This is a genomic window from Amycolatopsis sp. NPDC004169, from assembly GCF_040610315.1.
Lineage (GTDB): Bacteria > Actinomycetota > Actinomycetes > Mycobacteriales > Pseudonocardiaceae > Amycolatopsis.
This window is the reverse complement of record NZ_JBEXMD010000004.1, coordinates 272,422-298,304: the sequence shown is the minus strand read 5'-3', so window position 1 is coordinate 298,304 and position 25,883 is coordinate 272,422. Positions and strand designations below refer to the sequence as shown.

The window sequence follows — 25,883 nt, the reverse complement described above, 5'->3', positions numbered from 1 at the left end:
GCATGTCCACCCACACGACGACCCCGCCGGGGGACGAGCCGACGGCGATCCTCCCCGCCGTGGAGCCGACCGCGGAACAGATCGTCGCCAGCCCGGCCGTCGACGGTGACCTGAACGCCGAGATGCGCCGGGCCGCGAAGCCGTTCTCCCGCACCACGCTGGTGCTCGCCGGGCTGGTCGCCTTCGCGATCGCCTTCGGCGGCGGCGCCTGGACGCACGCGGCGTTCGGCACTTCCACGCCCGCGCGCCCGAGCAGCACCGCCGGCGGCGCCCAGGCCCGGGGGCAGGGCGGCACCGGGCAGCAGCCCGGCGCGGGCCAGCAGGGCGGCGGGTTCCGTGGCGGCCGCGGCACCACCGGCACGGTCGACCACGTCGACGGCACCACCGTCTACGTCAAGACCGCGCAGGGCGACGACGTCAAGGTGTCCACATCGGACTCGACCACGGTCGGGGTGACCCAGCCGGGCAAGCTGTCGGACCTCAAGCCGGGTGCGACGGTCGTTGTCCAGGGCCAGGCGGGCAGCGACGGGACGGTGGCCGCGCAGGCCATCACCCAGCAGGCCGCGCGCTAGTTGAGGACGATGATCGCGGTGTTGAGCGCCGTCGCGTAGAGGATCCAGGCGAGGTAGGGCACCAGGAGCGCGGCGGCGGCCTTCGACCGGCGGGCGAACAGGACGATCGTCACCACCACGACGACGTCCAGCAGCACGATGTCGGCCAGCGCCACCCGGGCCGCGCCGCTCTCGAAGAACAGCGGTGTCCAGAGCAGGTTGAACAGCAGGCCGATGCCGTACGCGGCGAACCCGCGCGTCTCGCCGTCCGTGCGCCAGTACAGCCACCCGGCCACCGCGATGGTGACGTACAGCACCGTCCACACCGGACCGAACAGGGATGCGGGCGGCGCCCACGGCGGCTGCTCGAGCCGCGCGTAGACCTCCCGTGCCGACGTCGCGGCCAGGCCGCCGACCACGGCCACCACGGCGACGGCGCCCGCGAACCCGGCCAGCATCAGCCACTGGTTGCGGTGCGGGGCGCGTTCGGTCACCGGCTGTTCCCCTCCCGGGCGGCTGCCCGCCATCTTAGGCGGGTTTGGGAGTATGGACTCGTGAGCACAGGAACCGAGCAGTCCAAGGCATGGTTCGAACGCGCGAAGGCGGCCGTCCCGGGCGGGGTGAACTCGCCGGTGCGGGCGTTCAACTCGGTCGGCGGCACCCCGCGCTTCATGGTCCGCGGCGAGGGCCCGCACCTGTGGGACGCCGACGGCAACCGCTACGTCGACCTGGTGTCGTCCTGGGGTCCGATGATCCTGGGGCACGCGCACCCGGCGGTCGTCGAGGCGGCGCGCACGGCGGCGACGGCCGGGCTCTCGTTCGGCACGCCGACGATCGGCGAGGTCGAGCTGGCCGAAGAGATCATCGGCCGGGTCGCGCCGGTCGAGCGGGTGCGGCTGGTCAACTCGGGCACCGAGGCCACGATGAGCGCGATCCGGCTGGCCAGGGGGTTCACCGGCCGGTCGAAGATCGTGAAGTTCGCCGGGTGTTACCACGGTCACGTCGACGCGCTGCTGGCCCAGGCCGGCTCCGGCGTCGCGACGCTCGGGCTGCCGACGTCGCCGGGTGTCACCGGCGCGCAGGCCGCGGACACGCTGGTGCTGCCCTACAACGACCTCGACGCGGTCCGGAAGTCCTTTGAGGACAACCCGGGGGAGATCGCCGCGGTGATCACCGAGGCGGCGGCCGGGAACATGGGCGCGGTGGCGCCGGTCGACGGCTTCAACGCGGGCCTGCGGGAGATCGCCCACGAGCACGGCGCGCTGCTGATCATGGACGAGGTGATGACCGGGTTCCGCGTGTCGCACGCGGGCTGGTTCGGCCTCGAGGGGGTGGCCGGCGACCTCTACACGTTCGGCAAGGTGATGTCGGGCGGCCTGCCGGCGGCGGCCTTCGGCGGCCGCGCCGACGTGATGGCCAAGCTCGCCCCGGGTGGGCCGGTCTACCAGGCCGGGACGCTCTCCGGGAACCCCGTCGCGGTGGCCACGGGCCTCGCGACGCTGCGCGCGGCCGACCACGCCGTGTACGCGGCGCTCGACGCCAACGCCAAGCGTCTCGGGAACCTCTTCCACGCCGCGTTGAGCGAAGCCGGGGTTGCGCACAACGTCCAGTACGCGGGCAACCTGGTGAGCGTGTTCTTCGGCGAGGAGCCGGTCCGCGACTACGTCGGCGCGCAGGCGTCCGAGACGTGGCGCTTCCCGCCGTTCTTCCACGCGTTGCTCGATGGGGGCGTGTACGCGCCGCCGAGCGCGTACGAGGCCTGGTTCGTCAACGCGGCCATGGACGACGAAGCGTTCGCGGTGATCGAAGCGGCTCTGCCCGCGGCGGCGCGCGCGGCGGCCGGAGCGGTCCAGTGACCACCGTCGTCCACATGCTGCGGCACGGCGAAGTGCACAACCCGACGAAGATCCTCTACGGCCGCCTGCCGGGTTACCGGCTCTCCGAGCGCGGGCAGCGGCAGGCGCTCACCGTCGCCGAGGCGGTGGCCGGCCACGACCTCGTGCACGTCGTCGCGTCGCCGCTGCAGCGGGCGCAGGAGACGGCGGCCCCGATCGCCGCCGCGCACCGGCTCGACATCGCGATCGACGAGGGCCTGATCGAGGCGGGCAACCAGTTCGAGGGCCTGCAGGTGGCGGTCGGCGACGGCGCGCTGCGGGAGCCCCACCACTGGCCGAAGCTGGTGAACCCGTTCAAGCCGTCGTGGGGCGAGCCGTACATCGAGATCGCGCACCGGATGCTCGGCGCGGTCCACCGCGCGCGCGAGGCGGCTCTCGACCATGAAGCACTCTGCGTGTCGCACCAGCTGCCGATCTGGACGCTCCGGCGGTTCCTCGAGGGCAAGCGCCTGTGGCACGACCCGCGGCGCCGCCAGTGCTCGCTGGCCTCCCTGACGTCGCTGGTGTTCGACGGCGACGAGCTGCGCGAGATCGTCTACAGCGAGCCCGCCGGCGCGACCGACCCGAAGGTGACCGGGGCATGAAACGCCTGGTCGTGGGCCTGGTCGCGGCGCTCGCGCTGGCCGGCTGCAGCACGGGCAAGGACGCGGTCGTGCAGGGGAGCAGCTTCAGCTTCGTCTCCCCGGGCGGTCAGGTCGACATCACCTACGACCTGGCCCGGCGCCAGACGGCCCCGGTGCTGGCCGGCGAAGACCTGATGAACGAGGGCAAGCAGCTGTCGCTGGCGGACTTCGCGGGCAAGGTCGTGGTGCTCAACCTGTGGGGCCAGTGGTGCGGGCCGTGCCGCACGGAGGCGCCGGAGATGGAGTCGCTGGCCAAACAGGGTGTGCAGGTGGTGGGGATCGACGTCCGCGACCCGGCGCGCCAGGTGGCCCAGGACTTCGTCCGCGACCGGCAGCTGACGTACCCGTCGATCTACGACCCGGACGGCCGGGTGCTGCTGAAGCTGAGCGGCTACCCGCGCAACATCATCCCGTCGACGATCGTCCTGGACAAGCAGCACCGCGTGGCGGCGGTGTTCCTGCGGCCGGTGCTGGCGCAGGACCTGCTGCCGGTGGCCCAGCGGCTGACCGCCGAAGCCTGATCGGGGGCTTTTGCCGGTTTCCCACCGGGATGGGGGGTTTCTCGGCTAGGTTTCTCCTTGATCATCTTTCTCGACCAAGGGGAGGGCCCATGTTCAAGAAGATCGCGGCGACCGCATTGATCACGGCGGCCGCCGCCACGGCACTGGCGGCACCGGCCTCGGCGGCACCGGCGTCGGCGTCGGCCGCGCCGGTCACCGTGCAGGGGTTCACGCTGCTCAAGGAGCGGACGGGCTACGGCCGCGCGCTCCGCCTGTGGCTCAACACGGCCAACAACCAGGTGCACGCGAACCTGTCGGGAGCCCGCTACGGCGACAGGCTGTCGATCGGCAGCTGCTGCTACCCGTACACGACGTACGAGACCGTGACGAGCAACGGCCAGTCCGAGCTCAACACGGGTGAGTACGGCAACTACGGCCCCAGCGTGAACGGCGTGTTCGCCGACGGTGGGGAGCTCCACTTCTGACCCAGTCCGGAGGCGGGCGATGACGACCGAGGAACTGCTGCAGGACGAGCCGCACCGCCGGGTCGTCCGCATCGGTGACACCGTCCGCCGTCCGGTGCACCCGTGGACGCCCGCGGTCCACGCCCTGCTCCGGCACCTGGAGGAAGTGGGCTTCGCCGCTGCGCCGAGGGTGCTGGGGATCGACGACGAGGGCCGGGAGGTGCTCACCTACCTGGTGGGTGAGTCCGGCCCGCAGGGCTGGGCGAAGGTGACCGGCGAAGGCGGCCTGGCCGCCTTCGCCCGGTTGCTGCGCGACTACCACGACGCGGTGGCCGGTTTCCGGCTCGCCGGCGACCTCACGTGGTTCACCGGGACAGGAACCGGCGAGGTGGTCTGCCACGGCGACTTCGGCCCGTGGAACGTGGTCTGGCAGGACGAGCGTCCGGTCGGGATCCTGGACTGGGACTACGCCCGGCCCGGGCCGCGGCGCCACGACGTGGCTTACGCGCTGGAGTACGTAGCGCCGTTCCGCGACGACGCCGAATGCGTGCGCAGCCTCCGTTACGCCGCCCCGCCCGACCGGCGGCGCCGGGTGGAGGTCTTCGCCGAGGCGTACGGCTTGACCTCGACGGTGGGGTTGGTCGACGCCGTGATCGAGGTCCAGAGGTCCGGGCTCGAGGAGGTCCGCCGAGCGGCGGCGGAGGGGCACCAGCCGCAGGTTCGTTGGGTGGCCGAGGGGTTTCTGGGCGAGCTGGGCGCTCGGGTCGAGTGGAGCCGGGCCCACCGGCATCTTTTCGAGTGACCTGCCCGCCCGACCGGCGTGGCCGCGTGGCATCGGCGTGGCTGGTCCGGGCGCCGGGGTGCACCGGCCGAGCGGGACCAAGGTCCTGAACTGCTGTGACCGAGGTCCTGTGAAGCGGCCCCGGCGTTCTCACCAGGACCTCACTGCCTACCCTCAACGGAGTGAACTCCGTGACCGAGCTGGCGATCTCCGGACCGCTGCTGCTCGCCGCGGGTGTCGCGCTGCTGGCCGGGGCCATCTCCTTCGCCTCTCCGTGCGTTGTGCCGCTCGTGCCCGGGTACCTCGCCTACCTCGCCGCTCTCGTCGGGGCCGATGCTCCCGCCGTCAGTGCCGATGAGGACCGCAAGCAGGGGCGGTGGGCCGTTGTCGGGGCCGCTCTCCTCTTCGTGCTCGGGTTCACCGTCGTCTTCGTCGGGACGCTCGGCACGCTCGTCTGGCTCGCCGACACGCTCGTGCTCAACCAGGACGTCCTGCAGCGCGTCGGCGGGGTGCTCACCATCGCCATGGCCTTCGTCTTCCTCGGCTGGATCCCCGGGATGCAGCGCGAGCTCCGCTCGCACCACGTGCCGCGCGGGGGGATCTGGAGCGCGCCGCTGCTCGGGGCCATCTTCGGGCTCGGCTGGACGCCGTGCATCGGCCCCACGCTGTCCGCCGTCATGACGCTGGCCAGTGCCACCGGCGGGGCCGAGGTGCGCGGGTACCTGCTGATCGCCGTCTACTGCCTCGGCCTCGGGGTGCCGTTCCTGCTCATCGCGCTCGGCGCGCGGTGGGCCGTGCGCGCCACCGACTGGGTCCGGCGGCACGGCCGCCAGGTGCAGGTCTTCGGCGGCGTGCTGCTGCTGGCCGTCGGGGTCCTGCTGGTCACCGGCGTCTGGGGCGACCTGATGGGCTGGCTCCGCAACGAGCTCACCGGCAACCTGGAGCTGCCGCTGTGACGACCACCGAGGCCCCGCCCAAGACCCCGCAAGGCCCGCCGCCGGCGAAGCGCACCCTGGCCTTCCTGCGCAACACCTGGCGCGGCCTGACGTCGATGCGCACCGCGCTCGTCCTGCTGTTCCTCCTGGCACTGGCCGCCCTGCCCGGGGCGCTCCTGCCGCAGCGGACCCTGAACGCGCCCAAGGTCGACGAGTACATCGCCGCGCACGGCTGGTGGGGCACCCTGCTCGACAAGCTGCAGTTCTACGGCGTCTACTCCAGCATCTGGTTTTCGGCGATCTACCTGCTGCTCATGGTGTCGCTGATCGGCTGCCTGACCCCGCGCAGCTTCGAGTACGTCCGCGCGATGCGGGCCAAGCCGGTGCTGACCCCGCGCAACCTGGCCCGGATGCCGCACTACCGGCTCGGCCGGGGCAAGACCGACGTCGCCGCGGAGATCGCCGCCGTGCACAAGCAGCTCTCCGGCTGGCGGCGCGTCGAGCGCGAAGAGGACGGCGGCGTCCGCACGATCTCGGCCGAACGCGGCTTCCTGCGCGAGACCGGCAACCTGGTCTTCCACTTCGGCATGCTCGGCCTGATCGTGTTCTTCGCGCTCGGCAAGCTCTACAGCTACGAGGGTCAGGTCATCGTCCAGGCCGACGGCAGCACCTTCTGCAACGCCGGCATCTACAACTACGACTCGTTCAACGCCGGCCTGCGCGTCGACGGCACCGACCTGAACCCGTTCTGCGTGAAGGTGAACGACTTCACCGCCCGCTACACCGCCGCCGGCCAGCCCGACTACTACCACTCGAACATCGAGTACCAGTCCGGCGCGGACCTGGACAGCGGCACCTGGCGCCCGTACGGCCTCGAGGTCAACTCGCCGCTGCGGACCGCAGGCGACCGCGTCTACCTGCTCGGGCACGGCTACTCGCCGAAGTTCACCGTCACCTTCCCGGACGGCACGCAGCGCACCCAGAACACCCAGTGGCGCACCGTCGACCCGGGCACGATGCTCGCCGAGGGCGCGACCAAGTTCGACCAGCCCGGCATCACCGACGAGGTCCAGCGGCGGACCCGCCAGCTGGCCGTCACCGGCCTGTTCGCCCCGACCGCGTTCCTGCACGGCAGCGTCCTGACGTCGTCGGCGCCCGAACCGAACGATCCGGCCGTCGCCGTCGACGTGCTGCGCGGCGACCTGGGCCTGGACGCCGGGCGCGGGCAGTCCGTCTTCTCGGTCGACCAGTCGCTCGTCGACGACGGCAGGCTGAAGAAGGTCGCCCGGCAGAACCTCAAGGTCGGCCAGGAGCTCAAGCTGGACGACGGCACCAAGGTCCGCTTCGACGGCGTCGGCCAATGGGTCTCGCTGCAGGTTTCCCACGACCCCACCCAGGGGTTCGTGCTCGGCTTCGCCATCGCGATGTTCGTCGGGCTCGGCGCGTCCCTGCTGGTCAAGCGCCGCCGGCTGTGGGTGCGGGTGAAGCCGGGGACCGACGACGAGCCGGGTACCGTGATCGAGGTCGCCGGGCTGGCCCGCACCGACCAGGCCGGGTACGGCGAAGAGTTCCACCGGGTCAGCGAACGCCTGCTCAGCGGGCAGAAGGGCTGAGGCATGCCGATCAACGAGACGCTGTCGCGATACAGCGACTGGCTGTACACCACCGCCGCGGCGATCTACGTCGTCGCGCTGATGATGACGCTGATCGAGCAGGGCTTCGGCGCCAAGGGCCGGCTCGCCATGGAGCGCGCCCAGCGGCGCTCGCGCGAGCTCGTCGGGGCCGGCGGCCCGCCGGTCGAGGACGTCCCGGCCGCGCAGCGCGAGGTCGGCCGCCCGGAGCGGATCGGCCGGATGGGCGCGTCGCTGCTCGTGCTCGGCGCGCTGCTGCAGCTGTCGGCGATCGTGCTGCGCGGCCTCGCCGTGCACCGCGCGCCCTGGGGCAACATGTACGAGTACGGCATGGCCGTCACCTTCATCACGGTGCTGACCTGGCTGATCGTCCTGTGGAAGTTCCCGGTCCGGCACCTCACCGGCTTCCTGCTGCTGCCCGTCGTGATCCTGATGTTCATCAACGGCACGCTGCTGTACACGATCGCCGCGCCGGTGCAGCCCGCGCTGCAGTCGTACTGGCTGGTCATCCACGTCGCGGCGGCCATCATCGGCTCCGGCGTCTTCCTGGTGCCGGGCGTCGCGAGCGTGCTCTACCTGTTCCGCGCCGCCTACGACAAGGACAACACGAAGTTCGCCCGGTTCGCCCCGAAGCTGCCCGCGGCCGACGTCCTCGACCGGATCGCCTACCGGACCACCATCTTCGCCTTCCCGGTGTTCACCTTCGGCGTGCTCTGCGGCGCGGTGTGGGCCGAGTCGGCGTGGGGCCGGTTCTGGGGCTGGGACCCGAAGGAGACCTGCGCGTTCATCGCCTGGGTCGTCTACGCGGCCTACCTGCACTCCCGCGCGACCGCGGGCTGGCGCGGCGCCAGGGCCGCGATCATCAACATCGTCGGGTTCGCCGCGATGATCTTCAACCTGTTCTTCGTGAACCTCGTCTCGGTCGGCCTGCACTCCTACGCCGGGGTGGGCTGAGCGGACCGCGCGTGCGCCGACTACCGTCGGCATCGGGGGACTGAGGTTTCAGGCGGAGTGCGCGGAGGTTTTCACCGGTGACCGGACCCAGCGAAGAATCGGCTCCTGGCCACCCCGAACCGGCCGCTGCGTCGCCGCAGCCGGGCCTGTTCGCCGACGATCGGACGGATTCGCACCCGCACCCGGAGACGTCGGGGGCCTACGACGTGCAGCCGACGCAGGCGGTGGCGCCGCCGCCCAACCCGGCGGTTTCCGGCCCGCACCAGGTGCCCAACCCGGCCGTGTCCGGGCCGCACCAGGTGCCCTACGGCTACGACCAGAACCTGCCGCCGCTGCAGCCCCAGCCCGGCTACGGCGACCCGGCGCAGCAGTACCAGGCGAACGCCCAGTACCCGCCGCAGCAGCCGTCCGGGCTCCCGCAGCCGCAGGGCGGCCGGCACGCCGCGCCGCCGCCCCAGCCGGGCCACGGCCACGACCTGTCGACCGCGCACCTGGTCAAGCAGACCCGGCGGCCGCCGCAGTCGGGCTGGCGGAAAGCGCTCTACGTCGGCAGCGGGAAGCTGGTCAACCCGGGGGAGAGCCCGGCCGACACCCGTCGCCGCGAGCTGATCGCGCGGGTGAACCAGCCGCTGCGCGGGTGCTACAAGATCGCGATGCTGTCGCTCAAGGGCGGCGTCGGCAAGACCACGGTGACCACGACGCTGGGCTCGACGTTCGCGTCCCTGCGCGGTGACCGCGTGGTGGCGGTGGACGCCAACCCGGACCGCGGCACGCTGTCGCAGAAGATCCCGCTGGAGACGACCGCGACGGTCCGGCACCTGCTGCGTGACGCCGCCCGCATCACCCGGTACAGCGATGTCCGGTCCTACACGTCCCAGGGTTCGAGCCGGCTGGAGATCCTGGCCAGCGAGCAGGACCCGGCCGTGTCGGAGGCGTTCTCCGAGGACGACTACCGGCGCGCGGTCAACCTGCTGGAGCACTTCTACAACATCGTGCTCACCGACTGCGGGACCGGCCTGATGCACTCGGCGATGAAGGGCGTCCTGGACGTCGCGGACGCGCTGGTCGTGGTCTCGTCCGGTTCGGTCGACGGCGCCCGCAGCGCCTCGGCGACGCTGGACTGGCTCGAGGCCCACGGCTACGGCGAGCTGGTCAAGCGCTCGGTGGCGGTGATCAACTCGGTGCGTCCGAAGGGCGGCTCGGTCGACCTCGACAAGCTCTCGGCGCACTTCGGCGCGAAGGTCCGGGCGGTCTGCAAGATCCCGTTCGACCCGCACCTGGAGGAAGGCGCGGAGATCGAGCTGGACCGCCTCTCCGGCGACACCCGCCTGGCCCTGCTGGACCTGGCGGCCACCGTCGCCGACGGCTTCGCCACCCCGCTCTCGCAGGGTTACCGCTGACGTCACCCGCGTGATCCGGCCCGGAACTCGCGTGACTGAAGCCGTGACTCGCGTGCTGGCAGCCGGAACTCGCGAGTTCCGGCTACCAGCACGCGGATGACGGGCTGGATCACGCCGGTTCCGGCCTGGATCACACGGGTGACGGCCCGGCGAAGGTAAAGGGCGTCCTAAAGGTCTTCGTCCCGGCGTTTGCGCTGCTGTTCGGCCAGCTGGCGCAGGAAGTCGGGGTCGTCGTCCGGGGCGAGGGGGGCGCGGCGCGGAGCCGACGTCACCCCGATCCGCTGGCCGGCGAACGACCGCCACAGGAGCAGGGCGACGACCAGCGCGCCGACCGCCGCGAGCAGAGCGAGCATGCCGGATCCTTCCGTATGGCTGCCTGTCCCCCGAGGTTAACCTTTCCGGCCGTGTGGTGGGCCTGAAGCCGGGCCGGAAGAGCACGAAAGCCGTGCCGGGACGGGGTGGTTCCCGTACCCGACACGGCCCTGACGTCCGGATGGTTCAGGCGTTGCGCGCCGGTTCGCTGGCGTCGGTGGTCAGCTCGGCGAGGAGCTCGTTCACCTCGGACTCCCGGAACCGCCGGTGTCCGCCCGGGGTCCGGATGGAGCCGATGCGTCCCGCGGTCGCCCACCGCGTCACCGTCTTCGGGTCCACTCGGAACAGCGCTGCCACCTCGCCAGGGGTGAGCAGGCGTCCGCCCATCGTCGCGGTCATTTTCCGCCTCCTTAACGAACTCACTGCTATACCGGAGGCGTCCGGGCCCTTCTGCCCGTCGCGCCGGGGTAGCCAACAAGGCAATCGTTGCACTTCACCCGTCGGGTACTCGAACGGTTGTCCGCGAGTAAAGAGCCCTTAAAGGTCAAAACGGACACGTTGTTCACCCACTGCAACTACCCTCCGGTGACCTGACGTGCGGAGACGTCGCCCTCCCGGCCGTCGGCCGCGAGGCGTGGTGCCAATGGGGGATTGTCCAACCGCATAGAGTGATCCCGTGGATCAGTTGGACCGGAAGATCATCGCAGCGTTGCGCATCAACGGACGGGCCACCTACGCCGACCTCGGGCGGGCCGTCGGGCTGTCCGCGTCGTCGGTGCACGAGCGCGTCGGCAAGCTGGAAGCCGCCGGCGTGATCACCGGCTACCACGCGGTCGTCGACCCGAGCTCGGTCGGCCTCGGCGTCACCGCCCTCGTCAGCATCCACCCCACGGACACCGCCACGGAGGACGACGTCGCCGACGCCCTCGCCGAGCTCGACGAGGTCGAGAGCTGCTACGCGGTGGCGGGCGACGAAGCGTTCGTCGTCAAGGTGCGGGTGCCGACCGTCGACGAGCTGGAACGCACGCTGGGCCGGCTCCGCCGCATCCCCGGCGTCGGGCGCACGAACACCACCGTGGTGCTTTCGACGCGGTTCGAGGGCCGCCCGAACAACGCGGGCCTGCAGAAGGACCGGGCGGGCGGGGCGTAGCCTGCGTTGGTGTGAGCGACGAGAAGCCCCCGCAGCTGGCCCGTGACCTGACGCTGTACCTGCTGGCGCGGTTCGTGCTGGTCGCGGCGATCGCCTGGGGCCTGTCCCTGACCGGCGTGCCGCTGCTGGTCGCCCTGCTGATCGGCCTGGTCGTCGGCCTGCCGCTCGGCCTGCTGCTGTTCCGCCCGCTCAACGCCCGCGTGACCGCCGGGCTCGCGAAGCGCAACGAGAAGCGGGCCCGCGCCCGCGCCGAGCTGCGCGCGCAGCTGCGCGGCGACGGCGCCGGGCAGCCCGAATGAGCCGCCTGCACAGCCGCAGCTGGGTCCGCGAGGCCGTCCGGATCATCGAGGCCGACGCCAACCGCAGCGCCGACACGCACCTGCACGTCTTCCCGCTGCCCCCGGAGTGGGGCATCGACCTGTACCTCAAGGACGAGTCGGTGCACCCGACCGGCTCGCTCAAGCACCGGCTGGCCCGGTCGCTGTTCCTGTACGGGCTGGTCAACGGCCAGATCGGGCCGGACACCGTGCTCGTCGAGGCCTCCAGCGGGTCGACCGCGGTGTCCGAGGCCTACTTCGCCCGGATGCTCGGCCTGCGCTTCATCACCGTCGTGCCGCGGCGCACGTCGAAGGAGAAGGTCGCGCTCATCGAGTTCTACGGCGGCGAGTGCCACTTCGTCGACGAAGCCCCGGCGATGTACCCCGAGGCCGAGCGGCTCGCGGCCGAGTGCGGCGGCCACTACCTCGACCAGTTCACCTACGCCGAGCGCGCGACGGACTGGCGCGGCAACAACAACATCGCCGAGTCGGTGTTCGCGCAGATGCGCTCGGAACCCCACCCGATCCCGAAGTGGATCGTCGTCGGCGCGGGCACCGGCGGCACGAGCGCGACCTTCGGCCGGTACGTCCGCTACAAGCGGCACACGACGAAGGTGTGCGTCGTCGACCCGGAGAACTCGTCGTTCTACGGCGCCTGGGAGACCGGGGCCCTGGACTACGCCACCGGCATGCCGTCGCGGATCGAGGGCATCGGGCGGCCGCGGTGCGAGCCGTCGTTCGTCCCCGGCGTCATCGACGAGATGTTCCGGATCCCCGACGCGGGCTCCCTGGCGGCCATCCGGCTGCTGCGCGAGCGGACCGGGCACTGGGCGGGCGGCTCGACCGGCACCAACCTCTACGGCGCGTTCCGGCTCATCTCCCGGATGGTCGAGGACGGCCAGGCGGGCAGTGTCGTGACGCTCCTGTGCGACGGCGGCGAGCGGTACGCCCACACCTACTACAACGACGAGTGGCTGGCCCAGCAGAACCTGGACCTGGCGCCGCACACAGCGCTGTTCGAGGAGTTCCTGACCACCGGGAAGTTCCCGGAGCTCTAGAGGTTCAGGCCGACCGCGGCCAGCACCGCCCAGGCGAGCATCGCCAGCCCGGTGTCGCGCAGGGCCGGGATGAGGTCGCGGCCGGTCGCGTTGTGGCGGATCGCGCTGACCGACTGGAACAGCAGCGGGGCGCTGAGCAGGGGGAGCGCCGCGAGCCCGTGCACCGTGAACCCGAGGACCAGGGTGAGTGCGTACGGCACGGCGATCAGCACCAGGTAGAGCCGCCGGGTGCCCCTGTCACCCAGGCGGGTGGCCAGGGTGCGCTTGCCGGACTCGATGTCCGTCGGGATGTCCCGCAGGTTGTTGGCCGTCAGGACCGCCGTCGAGAAGCAGCCGACCGCGACCGCGCAGGCCAGCGCCGCCCAGCTGACGCGGCCCGCCTGGACGTACACCGTGCCCAGCACGCCGGCCAGGCCGAAGAACACGAAGACGGCGATCTCGCCGAAGCCGTAGTAGCCGTAGGGCTTCTTGCCGCCGGTGTAGAACCACGCGCCGAGGATGCACAGCGCGCCCATCCCCAGCAGCCACCAGTGCCCGCTGACGGCCACCAGGACCAGGCCGAGCACCCCGGCCAGGCCGAGCGAGACCAGCGCCGCCGTCAGCACGGCCTTCGGGGCGGCGACCTTCGAACCGACCAGCCGGAGCGGCCCGACGCGGTTCTCGTCCGTGCCGCGGATGCCGTCGGAGTAGTCGTTGGCGTAGTTGACGCCGACGATCAGCGAGAGGGAGACCAGCAGCGCGAGCACCGAACGCCACCAGGAGAACGCGTCCAGCGCGATCGCCGCGCCGACGCCCGCCACCACCGGCGCCACCGCGTTGGGCAGCGTCCGCGGCCGGGCCCCTTCGATCCACTCGCTCAAGCTCGCCATGACGTCATTCAACGCCATGTCGATCAGTGACGAGCCGGAACCCGGAGAGTCAGTCGGAGGTCGGCATTTCCCAGACGAGCGAACCGCTGTTGGGGTCGACACCGTCGGCGAGAGCCGCGCTCGCGGGCGCCAAAACACCCAGCGTGACGGCCGTGGCGATGAGGGCAGTTCTGAACCAGCGCGTCATGGTGAGTAGCCAAGCGGGCGCGCCCCGTGCGTGTCAACGCTCTACCGCCATTCAGCGGCGGAAACGCTACTGAAGACGGGCTTTCACCGCCGTCCGGTCGATCTTCCCGGGGCCGCGGAGGGGGAGATCCGTGGCGAATTCGATGCGTTTCGGGGTGGCCGCCGCACCCAGTTCCGCACGGACCGCCGCCCGCAGGTCGCCGGGCTCGCCGTCCGGGACGACCAGCGCGACCACCGCCTCGCCCCACTCCGCGTCCGGCACGCCGACGACGCACGCGTCACGCACCCCCGGCTGGGCGCTCAAGCAGCGCTCGACCGCGTTCGCCGACACCTTCACGCCACCGGTGTTGATCATGTCGTCGGCCCGGCCGAGGACCTCGATGCGGCCGTCGTCGTGGCGAACGCCACGGTCGGACGTGGTGAACCAGCCGTCGCGGAACGACTCGGCGGTCAGGTCCGGGCGCCGCCGGTAGCCGTGCGCGAGGACGTCCCCGGCGATCCGGATCCGGTCGCCGCCGACGTCGACGTGGACGCCGTCGAGGGGGACGCCGTCGTAGACGCAGCCACTGGCCGTCTCGCTCATCCCGTACGCGGGCACGATCCGGACCCCGGCCTCCGCGGCGCGCTCGCGCAGGGCCGGCGACGTCGCGGCCGCGCCGACCACGATCGCGTCGAACGTCCTCGCCGCGGCCAGCCCGGCGCCGCCGTCGTCGAGCAGGCGGACCAGCTGGGTCGGCACCAGCGCCGTGTACCGCGGGCCGCCGGTCAGCCGGGCCGCGGCGGCCGCGAAGCCGTCCGGGCGGAAGCCGGTGCCGGTCAGCAGCGCCGGCGTCGTCCCGGCCAGCAGCGACCGGACCAGCACCTGCAGCCCGCCGATGTAGTGCGCCGGCGTGGCCAGCAGCCAGTGTCCCGGGCCGCCGAGCCGGGTGTGCGTGGCCTCGGCGGACGCGGTCAGCGCACGGGCCGACAGCAGGACGCCCTTGGGCGCCCCGGTCGAGCCCGACGTGGCGATGACCACGGCGGTCTCCGGTTCGGCGGGTTCGTCCGGCGCCATGGCGTCACGCAGCACGGGGTCGGTGAACGGCAGCACCGCCGGGCCGCCGTCCAGCGCGGCCGCGACGGCGGCCTTCAGCGTCTCGAGCGCCTCCGGCGAGCCGTCGAGGTGGACCGGGAGCAGCTCAGTAGTAATAGGGGACGTCCTTGAAGTCGGGGTCGCGCTTCTCGAGGAACGCGTCACGGCCTTCGACGGCCTCGTCCTGCATGTACGCCAGCCGGGTGGTTTCGCCGGCGAACAGCTGCTGGCCGACCAGGCCGTCGTCGGTGAGGTTGAACGCGTACTTGAGCATCCGCTGGGCCGTCGGCGACTTGCGGGTGATCTCCCACGCCCAGGTCAGCGCCTCTTTTTCCAGGTCGGCGTGCGGGACGACGGCGTTCACGGCACCCATCGCGTGCATCTGCTCGGCCGAGTACTCGCGGCCGAGGAAGAAGATCTCGCGGGCGAACTTCTGCCCGACCATCTTCGCCAGGTACGCCGAGCCGTAGCCGCCGTCGAACGAGCCGACGTCGGCGTCGGTCTGCTTGAACTTCGCGTGCTCGGCCGAGGCGAGGGTGAGATCGCACACCACGTGCAGGGAGTGCCCGCCGCCCGCGGCCCAGCCCGGCACGACCGCGATCACCGGTTTCGGCAGGAACCGGATCAGCCGCTGGACCTCGAGGATGTGCAGCCGGCCCGCCCGCGCGGGGTCCACCGTGTCGGAGGTCTCGCCGCTCGCGTACTGATAGCCGGAGCGTCCGCGAATACGCTGGTCACCACCGGAGCAGAACGCCCACCCGCCGTCCTTGGGCGAGGGACCGTTCCCGGTGAGCAGGACACAGCCGACGTCGGCGCTCATCCGGGCGTGGTCCAGGGCCCGGTAGAGCTCGTCGACGGTGTGCGGCCGGAAGGCGTTGCGGACCTCCGGGCGGTCGAACGCGATGCGCACCACGCGTTTGCCGCCGCAGCTCTCAGCGGAGCGGTGGTAGGTGATGTCGGTGAAGGCGAAACCTTCGACCTCGGTCCACGCGGCGGGGTCGAACAGCTCGGAAACTCGGGCGTCATCCACGTTTGGGAGAATAGGACCTGTGGACTCTACTGATCTCGATGGATGCGAGGCCTGCCGGTGAACCCTTCCACCGCGCAGGCCAGGGTCATCGTCGACGAGCTCGTCCGCAACACCGTTTCGCACGTCGTCCTCTGCCCGGGCTCCCGCAACGCGCCGCTGTCGATCGCGCTCTATGACGCCGCGGCGGCCGGGAAGCTCCAGCTGCACGTCCGCATCGACGAGCGCGGGGCCGCGTTCCTCGCCCTCGGCATCGCCGCCCGCACCGGCCGCCCGGTGGCCGTGCTGTGCACCTCCGGTACCGCGGCCGCGAACTTCCACCCGGCGGTCCTGGAGGCCGACCGGGCCGGTGTCCCGCTGATCGTGCTGACCGCCGACCGGCCGCCCGAGCTGCGGGCCGCCGGCGCGTCGCAGGTCATCGACCAGCACCAGCTCTACGGCGACGCGATCCGCTACTTCGACGAGCTGGCCGTCGCCGAGCGGCGGGCCGGGCAGAACTCGTACTGGCGGAGCCAGATCTGCCGGGCCTGGAACGCCGCCTACGGGGAGTGGCGCTGCGGGCCGGTGCACCTGAACATCCCGTTCCGCGAGCCGCTCGTGCCGGACGTGGACGATGACGGCGAGTGGTACGAATCGCTCGACGGCCGCGCCGACGGCTCCCGCTGGACCGAGCTGCCGGACTTCGGCGCACTGCCGTCGTTCGTGGTCCCCTCGGCGCGCCACGGCCTGGTCATCGCGTGCGACACCGGCGTCCAGGCGGCCAGCGAGTGGGCCGAGCAGCACGGCTGGCCGGTGATCTCCGAGACCGGCGGGATCGGGCTGTCCGGCGGCACGGCGATCTCGTCCGGCGCGTGGCTGCTGGGCGTCGAGGAGTTCATCTCGAAGCACAAGCCGGAGCAGGTGCTCTGCCTCGGCCGTCCGACGGTGTTCCGGCAGATCCAGAAGGTGCTCTCGGACGCCTCGGTCGAGGTGCTGCTGGTGCGGCCGGACTCGGACTGGCCGGCGCCCGCGCACAACGTCCGGCAGGTCGGGCAGTGGTTCGACGAGCCGACCAAGCCCGCGGACCCGGAGTGGCTGGCCAGCTGGCGCCGGGCCGACGCGGCGGCCGCGTCCGCGGTGGCGTCGACGCTGGCCGAGGAGCCGTGGCCCAGCGGGTTGCGGGTGGCGACCGAGCTGGTGGACGCGCTGCCGCCGGACTCACTGCTGGTCGTGGGCTCGTCCAACCCGACCCGGGACGTCGCGCTGGCCGGCCGGCTGCGCCCGGACGTCCTCGTGCACCGCAACCGCGGTGTCGCGGGCATCGACGGCACGGTCTCGACGGCCATCGGGGCCGCGTACGTGCACCGGGGGCCGTCGTATGCGCTGCTCGGTGACCTGACGTTCCTGCACGACGCGTCGGGCCTGCTGACCGGGCCCGCCGAGCAGCGGCCCGACCTGACGATCGTGGTGCTCAACGACGACGGCGGCGGCATCTTCTCCCTGCTCGAGCAGGGAGCGCCGGAGCACTCGGCCAGCTTCGAGCGCGTCTTCGGCACCCCGCACGGCGCCGACCTGGGCGCGCTGTGCGCGGGCTACCGGGTCCCGCACGTCGTCGCGGAGACGCTGACGGAGTTCCGGGCGGCCCTAGAACCCGCGCCGGGGCTGCGGGTCGTCGAGGTGCGGGTGGACCGGGCGCGGCACCGCGACCTGCACGCCCGTCTGCGGGCAGCGGTGTCCGCAGCGGTGTCGGCGGCCTGAGTCAACCGCTTTCCGGGCGCAATCCCAGAAGGCAAGAAACCTTCCTTCGGCTGTTCCTGGGGTGTTCCTGGCTGGCTACGTTCGAGCGCGCTGCTTCCTCACTCCTTTGGAGGATTTCGAATGCGTGCAAGAACGCGCACCGGTCTCGGTGCGCTCGCGGCCGGCGTCGTCTCGGTGCTGCTCGCCGGAACCGCGAGCGCCGCGCCCGCGCCCGGTGCCCCCGGCGTCGGCGACCCGTACTACCCGAACGCCGGCAACGGCGGCACGGACGTGCTGCACTACGACATCCGGCTCACCTACCAGCCCGCGACCGACCTGCTGTCGGGCACCACGACGCTGCTGCTGACCGCGACCCAGGACCTCTCGCGGTTCGACCTGGACTTCGCGCTGAAGGCGTCGAGCGTGCGGGTGAACAACCGGCCGGCGCAGTTCACGAACCAGACCGGCAACGGCGAGCTCGTCGTCACCCCGGCGCAGCCGCTGCTCAAGGGCCAGACCGCGACCGTCGTCGTCGCCTACGCGGACACGCCGTCGACCGAGACGGTGGACGGCATCAACGCGTGGAAGAAGGGTGCGTTCGGCGCGCTCGGCATCGACGAGCCGCAGAGCTCGGCGTGGTGGTTCCCGGCCAACGACCACCCGACCGACAAGGCGACCTACGACGTCTCGATCGAGGCGCCGGACGGCAACGTGGCCATCTCCAACGGCTCGCTGGTCCGCACGACCAAGCAGCGCGCCGGCTGGACGCGCTGGCAGTGGCGCAGCACGAAGCCGCAGGCCACGTACCTGACGTCGTTCATCGTCGGCAACTACGAGCTGGTCCAGTCGACGACCCCGGACGGCAAGCCGTTCGTCACCGCCTACGGCGCCGACCTCGGCGACTCGCTGTACGCGGCGAAGGCCAGCGTCGAGCGCACCCCGGAGATCAACGAGTTCCTGGCGACCCAGTTCGGCCCGTACCCGTTCGAGGCCGAGGGCGGCGTCGTGACCAGCGGCATCGGGTTCTCCCTGGAGAACCAGACCCGGCCGACGTACGGCGCCCGCAACTTCCGCGCGGGCTCGAACACGACGCTGATCGCCCACGAGAACGCCCACCAGTGGTTCGGCGACAACGTGTCGCTCGGCCGCTGGAGCGACATCTGGCTGAACGAGGGCTTCGCGTCGTACGCGGAGTGGCTGTGGTCGGAGCACGAGGGCGAGGGAACGGTCGCGGAGCTGGCGCAGTACACGTACGACTCGAACCCGGCCGACGGCGACCTGTGGAAGCTCGTCCCGGCCGACCCCGGCGCGGACAACCAGTTCGACAACGCGGTGTACGACCGGGGCGCGCTGACGCTCCAGGCGCTGCGGACGGCCGTGGGTGACCAGGCGTTCTTCACCATCCTGAAGACGTGGCAGGCGCAGCGGGGCGGGTCGAACGGGCGGATCCTGGACTTCATCGCGCTGGCGGAGAAGGTCTCGGGCAAGCCGCTGCACGACCTGTTCCAGACGTGGCTCTACACGGCGGGCAAGCCCGCGGTGGGCCCGAACGGCGCTCCCGCCGCCGCGGCTCGCTCGGCTGTGGCTTCTGCTCCCGCTTCCGTGAAGCCGCGCTCGTACGAGCAGATCCAGCAGAACCACCGGTTCCTCGCCGCCGAACACGCGGGCTGAGCGGGACCGCTACGCTCGCGGCGTGAGCACGAGAGGTGAGCGGGCGAGGCGCGTCGGGTGGTGGACCACCCTCGGCGTCGCCTCGCTCCTCACCGTGATGTGCGTGTGCCTCCTGTTCGCCGCGATCCGGAACGACAGCGCGATCTCGGAGCAAATGGGGACGGCGACGGCGACGGTCGATTCGGTGGCGTTCGACCGGACGATCATCCACTTCGAGACGCCGGACGGGATCGTGCACAGCCCGGCGAACGGGGTGCTTTACCCGGACGGGCTGGCGGCCGGGCAGCTGGTGCGGATCGAGTACGACGCTTCGGATCCGGAGCTGGCGCGGGTGGCTGGGCGGTCGGCTGCGTTGACGCTGCTGCCGCTGGGGAGTTTCGTGTTTTTCACGTGGCTGGTGGCTGGGCCGGCGCTTTGGTGGATTCGGCGGCAGAACAAGCGGGCTTCGGCTGCTGCTTGAGTGGTTCCCCGGCTCCTCGTGGGCTGCCGGATTTCCCGCTCCTCGTCCTCGATTGTTCAACACCGGAGACCCGGCCTCAAGGGCGCCTTCGGCGTCGCTTCGCGATGAGCTTCGCTCACCCTTGACCCCGGCTCTCCGGTGCTGACTGCGGCTGGGACGAGGGGCGGGGGAGGTGTAGGGCGGGTGGCTGGGTCTCGCTCCGCCCCCCCTCGGGCCGCAACCTCGATCAGCCCGCCGTCTCCTGCCACCAGCCCAGTACCTCGTCCGCCACCCCCGGGGCCGCCACCAGCAAGCCGTCCGTCGGCAGCGCCGTGTCCTCTCCGTGCCTGTCCAGCACCACCGCGCCCGCCTCGATCGCCATGGCCACCGAGCCGGCCACGTCCCACTCGTGGTAGCTGTGCAGCACCGCCGCCGCCGCGTGGCCCAGTGCCACCTGGGCGATCGACAGCGCCGCCGAGCCGAGTACCCGTACGCCCGCGTGGGCCGCCGCCGCTCGCTCGATGAAGCCGCCCATTCCCGGCCACGGTCCCGTTCGGGCCAGCTCCGTGCACACCAGTGCTCCCGCCGTCACGCAGCGGTCCGCGAGCTTGATCGGCTTGCCGTTCGCGCGGGCCCCCCGGCCGCGCGCCGCGGCGTAGATCTGGGCGCGGTACGGGTCCGCCACCACCCCGACCACCGGGCCCGCCGCGTCCACCAGCGCCAGGCTGTACGCGCACCACGGCACCCCGGCCACGTAGTTCGCCGTCCCGTCCACCGAGTCCACCACCCAGCGGTACTCGGCGACGTCCGCTCCGTGGTCCGCGCCGAACTCGTGGCCGACCACCGGGATGCCCGGGAACTCCGCCGTCAGGACGCGCCGGGTGTGGCGCTCCAGGATGCGGTCGGTGTCGGTGACCCAGTCGAACGGCGAGTCCAGCGTCGAAGGGTGGGCGCCGCGGCCGGCGGTCGCGGTGATCACGTCGGTGGCGTCGTTGGCCAGCCGCCCGGCCACTTCGAGCGCCCTCGACAGCAGACCGGGCTCGACGGGCCGCGGCGGCCGTGAGGACAAGAGGGTCATGCCCGCCTAGTCTGGGCCACCCTGGTTTCCGGCACGCGACCACGAGATGACATGTCGTAGCCGATCTGTTCCGGCACCGTTGGCTCCCACGTCACACCCTCGCCAGTATCGGGTGCGATCGTCCAACACGTGCGAGTCGCCATAGTCACCGAAAGTTTCCTGCCCCAGGTGAACGGCGTGACCAACTCCGTCCTGCGGGTCGTCGAGCACCTGCGCGAACGCGCGCACGACGTGCTGATCATCGCGCCCGGCCCCGGCCCGGACTCCTACCGCGGCGCCCCGGTGGTCCGGATCCCCGCGTTCGACGTCCCCGGGGTCAGCTCCCTGCCGATCGGCCTGCCGACGCGGACCGTGCTCAACGCGCTGGCCGCGTTCGGCCCGGACGTCGTGCACCTGGCGTCGCCGTTCGTCGTCGGCGCGCGCGGGCTCGCCGCCGCGAGACGGCTGCGCGTCCCGGCGATCGCCGTCTACCAGACCGACATCGCCGGGTTCGCCGCCGCGTACGGCTTCGGCATCGCCGCACGGGCCGCGTGGCGGTGGGTGCGGCGGCTGCACTCGCGCGCCGACCGGACCCTGGCGCCGTCCAGCGACTCCGTCGAGCAGCTGCGGCGGCACGGCGTCCCGCGGGTGCACCGGTGGGCGCGCGGGGTCGACATCGACCGGTTCTCGCCGTCGCACGCCGACCCGGTGCTGCGGGCCGAGCTGGCCCCGGACGGCGAGCTGCTCGTCGGGTTCGTCGGCAGGCTGGCGCCCGAGAAGGAGGTCGACCGGCTGGCCGCGCTCGCCGGGGTGCCCGGGATCCGTGTGGTCGTCGTCGGCGACGGCCCCGAACTGCCCGCGCTGAAGGCGCAGCTCCCGGACGCCGCGTTCCTCGGCGCGAAGTACGGCGAAGACCTCTCGAAGGCGTACGCGAGCCTCGACGTCTTCGTCCACACGGGACCGCACGAGACGTTCTGCCAGGCGGTGCAGGAGGCGATGGCCGCCGGGCTGCCGGTGCTCGCCCCGGACGCCGGTGGCCCGAAGGACCTCGTCCTGCCCGGCCGCACCGGCTACCTGCTGCCGGCGGACCGCGAACGGTTCGGCCCGGCGCTGGTCGAGAAGATCGACGACCTGCGGGACGCCGCTCTGCGCGCGCGGCTGGGCGAGAAGGCGCGCAAGGTGGTGCTCGGCCGCACCTGGCCCGCCGTCTGCCACGAGCTGCTCGGGCACTACGAAGCCGTGCGGGGCCGGGCCGCCCGCGCGGCCTGACGTGCACATCGTCCAGCTCGCGAACTTCTACGGCCCGCGCTCGGGCGGGCTGCGCACCGCCCTGCACCACCTCGGCGCCGGCTACGTCGCGAGCGGGCACGAGGTGACGCTGGTCGTGCCGGGCCGCCGGTACGCCGACGAGGTGATGCCGACCGGCGTGCGCCGGTTCTCCCTGTCTGCCCCGCGGATCCCGGGCACCGGCGGCTACCGGGCCGTCGACCCGCACCGCGTCCGCGCGGTCCTGCGCAGGCTCGAGCCCGACCGGCTGGAGGTGTCGGACCGGCTGACGCTGCGGGGGATGGGCGGCTGGGCGAGCCGCCACGGCGTGCCCAGCACGGTCATCTCCCACGAACGCCTCGACCGCCTGCTGGAGCAGTTCCTGCTGCCCGAGCCGGTCGCGCGGCGCGTCGCCGACGTCGCGAACCGGCGGATGGCCGCGAGCTACGACACGGTCGTCTGCACGACGGCGTTCGCCCGCGCGGAGTTCGACCGGATCGCCGCGCCGAACGTCCGCCGCGTCCCGCTCGGTGTCGACTTGGCGACCTTCCGACCCGCCATGCGCGACGACGGCTGGCGCACCGACCTGGCTTCCGGTGCCGACGCCCTGCTGGTCCACTGTGGACGGCTGTCGACCGAGAAGCACGCGGAGCGCAGCGTGGACACCGTCGCCGCGCTGACCGAGGCGGGTGCGAAGGTCCGTTTGGTGGTGGCGGGCGACGGGCCGCGGCGGCGAGCCCTCGAACGCCGGGCGCGGGGGCTGCCGGTGACGTTCCTCGGGTTCCTGCCGGGCCGTGGCGACGTAGCGCGGCTGCTGGCCAGCGCCGACGTCTCCCTGGCGCCCGGCCCGCACGAGACCTTCGGGCTGGCCGCACTGGAGGCCCTCGCCTCGGGAACGCCGGTGGTGGTGTCGGCGTCGTCGGCGCTGCGGGAGATCGTGCGCCCGGGGTGCGGTGCGGCGGTGGACGACCACGCGCCCGCGTTCGCCGAAGCGGTGACCGGGCTCTTGGAGAGCCCCGAGGAGTTACGCAGGGCGGCGGCCAGGGCGAGGGCCGAGGAGTTCACCTGGTCAGCGACGGTGGCCGGGATGCTGGCCACATTCCACTGAGTGACCCGGACTAATCTCAGGTCATGTCACGCGCAAGCCTGGACAAGGATCCGCACGAAGTCGCCGCGATGTTCGACGGCGTCGCGTCCGGGTACGACCGGGCGAACTCGTTCATGACCTTCGGCTTCGACCGCCGCTGGCGCACCACCACCGCCCGCGTGCTCGACGCCCGCCGCGGGGAACGAGTCCTCGACCTCGCCGCCGGCACCGGCGTGTCGACCGTCGAGTACGCCCGCGGTGGCGCCTGGTGCCTGGCCGCCGACTTCTCGTTCGGCATGCTCCGCGCGGGCCTGCACCGGAACGTGCCGATGGTTGCGGCCGACGCGCTCAACCTGCCGTTCGCCGACGAGAGTTTCGACGCCGTCACGATCTCGCTCGCGCTGCGCAACTTCGTCGACCCGAAGGCCGCGCTCACCGAGATCGCCCGGGTCGTCAAGCCCGGCGGCCGGCTGGTGATCTGCGAGGTCTCGACCCCGCCGTTCGCGCCCATCCGGTTCGTCCACCGCCGGTTCGTCCTCAAGCTGCTGACCTGGGTCGGCAGCCGGACGTCGTCGAACCCCGAGGCGTACAAGTACCTGGCCGAATCCATGCTGACCTGGCCCGACCAGCGCACCCTCGGCGAGATCATCGCGAGCGCCGGGTGGACCGACGTCGAGTGGTTGAACCTCACATTCGGGGTCGTGGCCATCCACCGCGCCCGAAAGCCTGCCTAAACTCGCGTTCATGACGCGACGCACCGCAGACCAGGACGCCGAAGTCATCGTCGTCGGCGCCGGACCCGCTGGTTCCACCGTGGCCACGTACTTGGCGCGCGCGGGCGTCGACGTCCTCCTGCTGGAGAAGACCGAGTTCCCCCGCGAGAAGGTCTGCGGCGACGGCCTGACCCCGCGCGGCGTCAAGCAGCTCATCGACCTGGGCATCGACACCAGCGAGGACGCCGGCTGGGTGCACAGCCGCGGCCTGCGGATCCTCACCGGCGACCTCACGCTGGAACTCGACTGGCCGGACCTGACGAGCTACCCGCCGTACGGCGTTTCCCGCACCCGTCACGACTTCGACGACCTCCTCGCGAAGCTCGCGGTGAAGGCGGGCGCGCGGCTGTACGAGCGCACCAGCGTCACCAGCGCGATCACGAACGCGAGCGGGCGCGTGGTCGGCGTCGAGGCGAAGGTCGGCCCGGAGAAGACGCCGGTGAAGTACTACGCGCCGCTGGTGCTGGCCTGCGACGGCGTCTCCGCGCGGCTCGCGCTGAGCGTCGGCATCCAGAAGAACGAGAAGCGCCCGATGGGCGTCGCCGTCCGCCAGTACTACAAGAGCCCGCGCCACGACGACCCGTTCATCGAGGGCCACCTCGAGCTGTGGGACAAGTCCGACCCGCGGAACCCGAAGCTGCTGCCCGGCTACGGCTGGGCGTTCCCGCTCGGCGACGGCACGGTCAACGTCGGCCTCGGCATGCTGTCGACGTCGGCCTCCTTCCGGAACACCGACTACCGCGCGCTGCTGCGCCAGTGGCTCGACGGGACGCCCGAGGAGTGGGGCTACCGCGAGGAGAACGCGATCGGCAAGGTCGGCGGCGCCGGGCTGCCGATGGGCTTCAACCGCACCCCGCACTACCGCGACGGCCTGCTGCTGCTCGGCGACGCCGGCGGCATGGTCAGCCCGTTCAACGGCGAAGGCATCTCGGCGGCGATGGAGTCGGCGCAGATCGCGGCGGAGGTCGTCGTGCAAGCGCTGGCGCGGCGGGAAGGGCCATCGCGGGAGCGGGCGCTGGAGGCGTACCCGCGGGCCGTCGGCGAGCTGATGGGCGGCTACTACCAGCTGGGCAACGTGTTCGCGAAGATCATCGGCAAGCCGAAGATCATGCACGCCTGCACCAAGTACGGGTTGCGCATCAACAAGCTCCTGCCGCTGGTCTACAAGGGCTTGTCGGGCTGTTACGACGCCAAGGGCGGCGACGGCGTCGACCGGCTCATTTCGGCGCTGGCGAAGGTCACGCCGAGCCCGCGCTGACCGGATTTCCGAGAGCCCGGCACGGTTCCCGTGCCGGGCTTCCTCGTGCGCGGACACACGAGTGGCCTAGTAAGTTGGCCGTGCGGTCAGTGGGATAGATCACAGGTCAGCGCCCGTTTTGTCCGGCCGGATCGCGATCTTGAACGCCTTTCGCGCAGGTCGCGCGCGCGGTGTTGCCGACCCGTGACAACGATGGCGGTAAAACTTAGGCGACCCTTATAACACGGGGTACTAGGGACAAGAGTGTGAGTCGCGTCCTAGACTCCCCCCATGCTTTGTGAATCCCTTCACATCCGCGACGAGTGGCTTGTGAACTATTTCACAAGCAGGGCGCGGTCCAGCCACGGGCCGTAAGGAGACCCTGACCCTCGGCGGTGTGACCCAGGTCCCTTAGGGTGCCGACGAGGCCCAGCGGTTCCCCACCACAAGCACAACCGCAGCGGCGCGGAAAGGATGGCGAAGACCCCGTGCTGACGTTGCTGACCCGGACCGACACGGTGCAGCTGGCGCAAGAGGCCCCGAGCCTGAAGCCCTACCTGCCCATCGTGATCTTGTTCGTCCTGGCGCTCGGTTTCGCCGTACTGTCGGTCCTGCTCGGGCCGCTCGTCGGCCCCAGCCGGTACAACAAGGCCAAGCTGGCCGCCTACGAGTGCGGCATCGAGCCGTCCCCGCAGCCGCTCGTCGGCGCCGGGCGGATGCCGGTCGCGTACTACATCACCGCGATGCTGTTCATCCTGTTCGACATCGAGATGGTCTTCCTCTACCCGTTCGCCGTGCAGGCGGACGCGCTGGGCACGTTCGGCCTGGTGGAGATCCTGCTGTTCATCGCGACGGTCGGCTTCGCGTACGCCTACGTGTGGCGGCGCGGCGGCCTGGATTGGAACTAGACCC

General features: G+C 71.7%; 29 protein-coding genes. 21 read left to right on the top strand and 8 right to left on the bottom strand.

Translation table 11 applies throughout. The features are described from left to right. Nucleotides 1-2 precede the first annotated feature (2 nt). Nucleotides 3-572 (top strand): hypothetical protein, encoded by a 570-nt coding sequence (locus ABZX11_RS07740; protein ID WP_176173416.1) that lies wholly within the window; start codon nucleotides 3-5, stop codon nucleotides 570-572. On the opposite strand, the gene ABZX11_RS07735 is transcribed toward ABZX11_RS07740, so the two are convergent. Beyond that, complete coding sequence (locus ABZX11_RS07735; RefSeq protein ID WP_176173415.1) at nucleotides 569-1,045, bottom strand: TspO/MBR family protein; 477 nt, start codon at nucleotides 1,043-1,045, stop codon at nucleotides 569-571. The two genes, ABZX11_RS07740 and ABZX11_RS07735, sit on opposite strands and share 4 nt — an antisense overlap. Before the next feature lie 60 nt (nucleotides 1,046-1,105). Here ABZX11_RS07735 and hemL point away from each other — a divergent pair, with 60 nt between their 5' ends. The 9 genes from hemL to ABZX11_RS07690 all read left to right on the top strand — a co-directional run bounded on the left by hemL (nucleotide 1,106) and on the right by ABZX11_RS07690 (nucleotide 9,734). Further along, entirely contained in the window at nucleotides 1,106-2,407 is a 1,302-nt protein-coding gene (gene hemL / locus ABZX11_RS07730; RefSeq protein WP_354910816.1) for a glutamate-1-semialdehyde 2,1-aminomutase, read from the top strand. Then, nucleotides 2,404-3,030 (top strand): histidine phosphatase family protein, encoded by a 627-nt coding sequence (locus tag ABZX11_RS07725; RefSeq protein ID WP_354910814.1) that lies wholly within the window; start codon nucleotides 2,404-2,406, stop codon nucleotides 3,028-3,030. The genes hemL and ABZX11_RS07725 overlap by 4 nt, the downstream gene beginning before the upstream one ends. Then, nucleotides 3,027-3,590 carry a redoxin domain-containing protein gene (locus ABZX11_RS07720; RefSeq protein WP_176173412.1) on the top strand — a complete coding sequence of 188 codons (564 nt, stop codon included), beginning with the start codon at nucleotides 3,027-3,029 and terminating at the stop codon, nucleotides 3,588-3,590. Before ABZX11_RS07725 ends, ABZX11_RS07720 begins: the two co-directional genes overlap by 4 nt. A gap of 89 nt (nucleotides 3,591-3,679) precedes the next feature. Next, a complete protein-coding gene (locus ABZX11_RS07715; protein ID WP_354910811.1) occupies nucleotides 3,680-4,054 on the top strand; it encodes a hypothetical protein in 375 nt (124 codons plus the stop codon). A gap of 19 nt (nucleotides 4,055-4,073) precedes the next feature. Continuing rightward, a complete protein-coding gene (locus tag ABZX11_RS07710; RefSeq protein ID WP_354910808.1) occupies nucleotides 4,074-4,835 on the top strand; it encodes an aminoglycoside phosphotransferase family protein in 762 nt (253 codons plus the stop codon). Nucleotides 4,836-4,996: 161 nt separating this feature from the next. Beyond that, nucleotides 4,997-5,770: a cytochrome c biogenesis CcdA family protein gene (locus ABZX11_RS07705; protein WP_176173409.1), complete on the top strand. Its 774-nt coding sequence runs from the start codon at nucleotides 4,997-4,999 to the stop codon at nucleotides 5,768-5,770. Continuing rightward, nucleotides 5,767-7,362: a cytochrome c biogenesis protein ResB gene (locus ABZX11_RS07700; RefSeq protein WP_176173408.1), complete on the top strand. Its 1,596-nt coding sequence runs from the start codon at nucleotides 5,767-5,769 to the stop codon at nucleotides 7,360-7,362. Before ABZX11_RS07705 ends, ABZX11_RS07700 begins: the two co-directional genes overlap by 4 nt. A 3-nt stretch (nucleotides 7,363-7,365) precedes the next feature. Next, on the top strand, nucleotides 7,366-8,334 hold the full coding sequence (ccsB, locus tag ABZX11_RS07695) for a c-type cytochrome biogenesis protein CcsB (protein WP_176173407.1): 969 nt from the start codon (nucleotides 7,366-7,368) through the stop codon (nucleotides 8,332-8,334). A 77-nt stretch (nucleotides 8,335-8,411) separates the two neighbouring features. Continuing rightward, nucleotides 8,412-9,734 carry an AAA family ATPase gene (locus tag ABZX11_RS07690; protein WP_354910804.1) on the top strand — a complete coding sequence of 441 codons (1,323 nt, stop codon included), beginning with the start codon at nucleotides 8,412-8,414 and terminating at the stop codon, nucleotides 9,732-9,734. Between the two features lie 167 nt (nucleotides 9,735-9,901). Here ABZX11_RS07690 and ABZX11_RS07685 read toward each other — a convergent pair whose 3' ends face one another. Further along, on the bottom strand, nucleotides 9,902-10,087 hold the full coding sequence (locus ABZX11_RS07685) for a hypothetical protein (protein ID WP_091303901.1): 186 nt from the start codon (nucleotides 10,085-10,087) through the stop codon (nucleotides 9,902-9,904). A 145-nt stretch (nucleotides 10,088-10,232) separates the two neighbouring features. After that, nucleotides 10,233-10,445, bottom strand: a complete 213-nt coding sequence (locus ABZX11_RS07680) for a BldC family transcriptional regulator (protein ID WP_003081896.1) — start codon at nucleotides 10,443-10,445, stop codon at nucleotides 10,233-10,235. 277 nt (nucleotides 10,446-10,722) lie between these two features. On the opposite strand from ABZX11_RS07680, the gene ABZX11_RS07675 reads away from it, so the two are divergent. The 3 genes from ABZX11_RS07675 to ABZX11_RS07665 are packed head-to-tail and all read left to right on the top strand — an operon-like array spanning nucleotide 10,723 to nucleotide 12,571. Further along, on the top strand, nucleotides 10,723-11,196 hold the full coding sequence (locus tag ABZX11_RS07675) for an Lrp/AsnC family transcriptional regulator (protein ID WP_176173405.1): 474 nt from the start codon (nucleotides 10,723-10,725) through the stop codon (nucleotides 11,194-11,196). 11 nt (nucleotides 11,197-11,207) lie between these two features. Next, nucleotides 11,208-11,495 (top strand): DUF4229 domain-containing protein, encoded by a 288-nt coding sequence (locus ABZX11_RS07670; RefSeq protein WP_176173404.1) that lies wholly within the window; start codon nucleotides 11,208-11,210, stop codon nucleotides 11,493-11,495. Next, the gene (locus tag ABZX11_RS07665) at nucleotides 11,492-12,571 is read left to right on the top strand and encodes a PLP-dependent cysteine synthase family protein (protein ID WP_176173403.1); all 1,080 of its coding nucleotides are present in this window, start codon (nucleotides 11,492-11,494) and stop codon (nucleotides 12,569-12,571) included. The genes ABZX11_RS07670 and ABZX11_RS07665 overlap by 4 nt, the downstream gene beginning before the upstream one ends. Here ABZX11_RS07665 and ABZX11_RS07660 read toward each other — a convergent pair. From ABZX11_RS07660 to ABZX11_RS07645, 4 genes are all read right to left on the bottom strand, one after another. Further along, the gene (locus tag ABZX11_RS07660) at nucleotides 12,568-13,440 is read right to left on the bottom strand and encodes a 1,4-dihydroxy-2-naphthoate polyprenyltransferase (protein ID WP_354910800.1); all 873 of its coding nucleotides are present in this window, start codon (nucleotides 13,438-13,440) and stop codon (nucleotides 12,568-12,570) included. The two genes, ABZX11_RS07665 and ABZX11_RS07660, sit on opposite strands and share 4 nt — an antisense overlap. Nucleotides 13,441-13,489: 49 nt before the next feature. After that, a complete protein-coding gene (locus tag ABZX11_RS07655) occupies nucleotides 13,490-13,627 on the bottom strand; it encodes a hypothetical protein (RefSeq protein ID WP_176173401.1) in 138 nt (45 codons plus the stop codon). Nucleotides 13,628-13,693: 66 nt separating this feature from the next. Then, entirely contained in the window at nucleotides 13,694-14,803 is a 1,110-nt protein-coding gene (gene menE, locus ABZX11_RS07650; protein WP_354910927.1) for an o-succinylbenzoate--CoA ligase, read from the bottom strand. A 1-nt stretch (nucleotide 14,804) separates the two neighbouring features. Next, nucleotides 14,805-15,728 (bottom strand): 1,4-dihydroxy-2-naphthoyl-CoA synthase, encoded by a 924-nt coding sequence (locus tag ABZX11_RS07645; protein ID WP_354910798.1) that lies wholly within the window; start codon nucleotides 15,726-15,728, stop codon nucleotides 14,805-14,807. Between the two features lie 57 nt (nucleotides 15,729-15,785). On the opposite strand from ABZX11_RS07645, the gene menD reads away from it, so the two are divergent. The 3 genes from menD to ABZX11_RS07630 all read left to right on the top strand — a co-directional run bounded on the left by menD (nucleotide 15,786) and on the right by ABZX11_RS07630 (nucleotide 19,572). Next, on the top strand, nucleotides 15,786-17,462 hold the full coding sequence (gene menD, locus ABZX11_RS07640; protein WP_354910796.1) for a 2-succinyl-5-enolpyruvyl-6-hydroxy-3-cyclohexene-1-carboxylic-acid synthase: 1,677 nt from the start codon (nucleotides 15,786-15,788) through the stop codon (nucleotides 17,460-17,462). 120 nt (nucleotides 17,463-17,582) lie between these two features. Beyond that, a complete protein-coding gene (locus ABZX11_RS07635; protein WP_354910794.1) occupies nucleotides 17,583-19,112 on the top strand; it encodes a M1 family metallopeptidase in 1,530 nt (509 codons plus the stop codon). 22 nt (nucleotides 19,113-19,134) lie between these two features. Beyond that, entirely contained in the window at nucleotides 19,135-19,572 is a 438-nt protein-coding gene (locus ABZX11_RS07630) for a DUF3592 domain-containing protein (protein WP_176173397.1), read from the top strand. A 226-nt stretch (nucleotides 19,573-19,798) separates the two neighbouring features. Here ABZX11_RS07630 and ABZX11_RS07625 read toward each other — a convergent pair whose 3' ends face one another. After that, on the bottom strand, nucleotides 19,799-20,629 hold the full coding sequence (locus ABZX11_RS07625; protein WP_354910791.1) for an inositol monophosphatase: 831 nt from the start codon (nucleotides 20,627-20,629) through the stop codon (nucleotides 19,799-19,801). A 177-nt stretch (nucleotides 20,630-20,806) separates the two neighbouring features. On the opposite strand from ABZX11_RS07625, the gene ABZX11_RS07620 reads away from it, so the two are divergent. From ABZX11_RS07620 to ABZX11_RS07600, 5 genes are all read left to right on the top strand, one after another. Then, nucleotides 20,807-21,877 (top strand): glycosyltransferase family 1 protein, encoded by a 1,071-nt coding sequence (locus ABZX11_RS07620; RefSeq protein ID WP_354910789.1) that lies wholly within the window; start codon nucleotides 20,807-20,809, stop codon nucleotides 21,875-21,877. Between the two features lies 1 nt (nucleotide 21,878). Further along, nucleotides 21,879-22,982: a glycosyltransferase gene (locus ABZX11_RS07615; RefSeq protein ID WP_354910786.1), complete on the top strand. Its 1,104-nt coding sequence runs from the start codon at nucleotides 21,879-21,881 to the stop codon at nucleotides 22,980-22,982. 23 nt (nucleotides 22,983-23,005) lie between these two features. Beyond that, nucleotides 23,006-23,695 (top strand): class I SAM-dependent methyltransferase, encoded by a 690-nt coding sequence (locus ABZX11_RS07610; RefSeq protein WP_176173393.1) that lies wholly within the window; start codon nucleotides 23,006-23,008, stop codon nucleotides 23,693-23,695. A gap of 10 nt (nucleotides 23,696-23,705) precedes the next feature. Continuing rightward, nucleotides 23,706-24,992: a geranylgeranyl reductase family protein gene (locus ABZX11_RS07605; protein ID WP_354910782.1), complete on the top strand. Its 1,287-nt coding sequence runs from the start codon at nucleotides 23,706-23,708 to the stop codon at nucleotides 24,990-24,992. 467 nt (nucleotides 24,993-25,459) lie between these two features. Beyond that, complete coding sequence (locus ABZX11_RS07600) at nucleotides 25,460-25,879, top strand: NADH-quinone oxidoreductase subunit A (RefSeq protein WP_176173391.1); 420 nt, start codon at nucleotides 25,460-25,462, stop codon at nucleotides 25,877-25,879. Nucleotides 25,880-25,883: the final 4 nt, after the last annotated feature.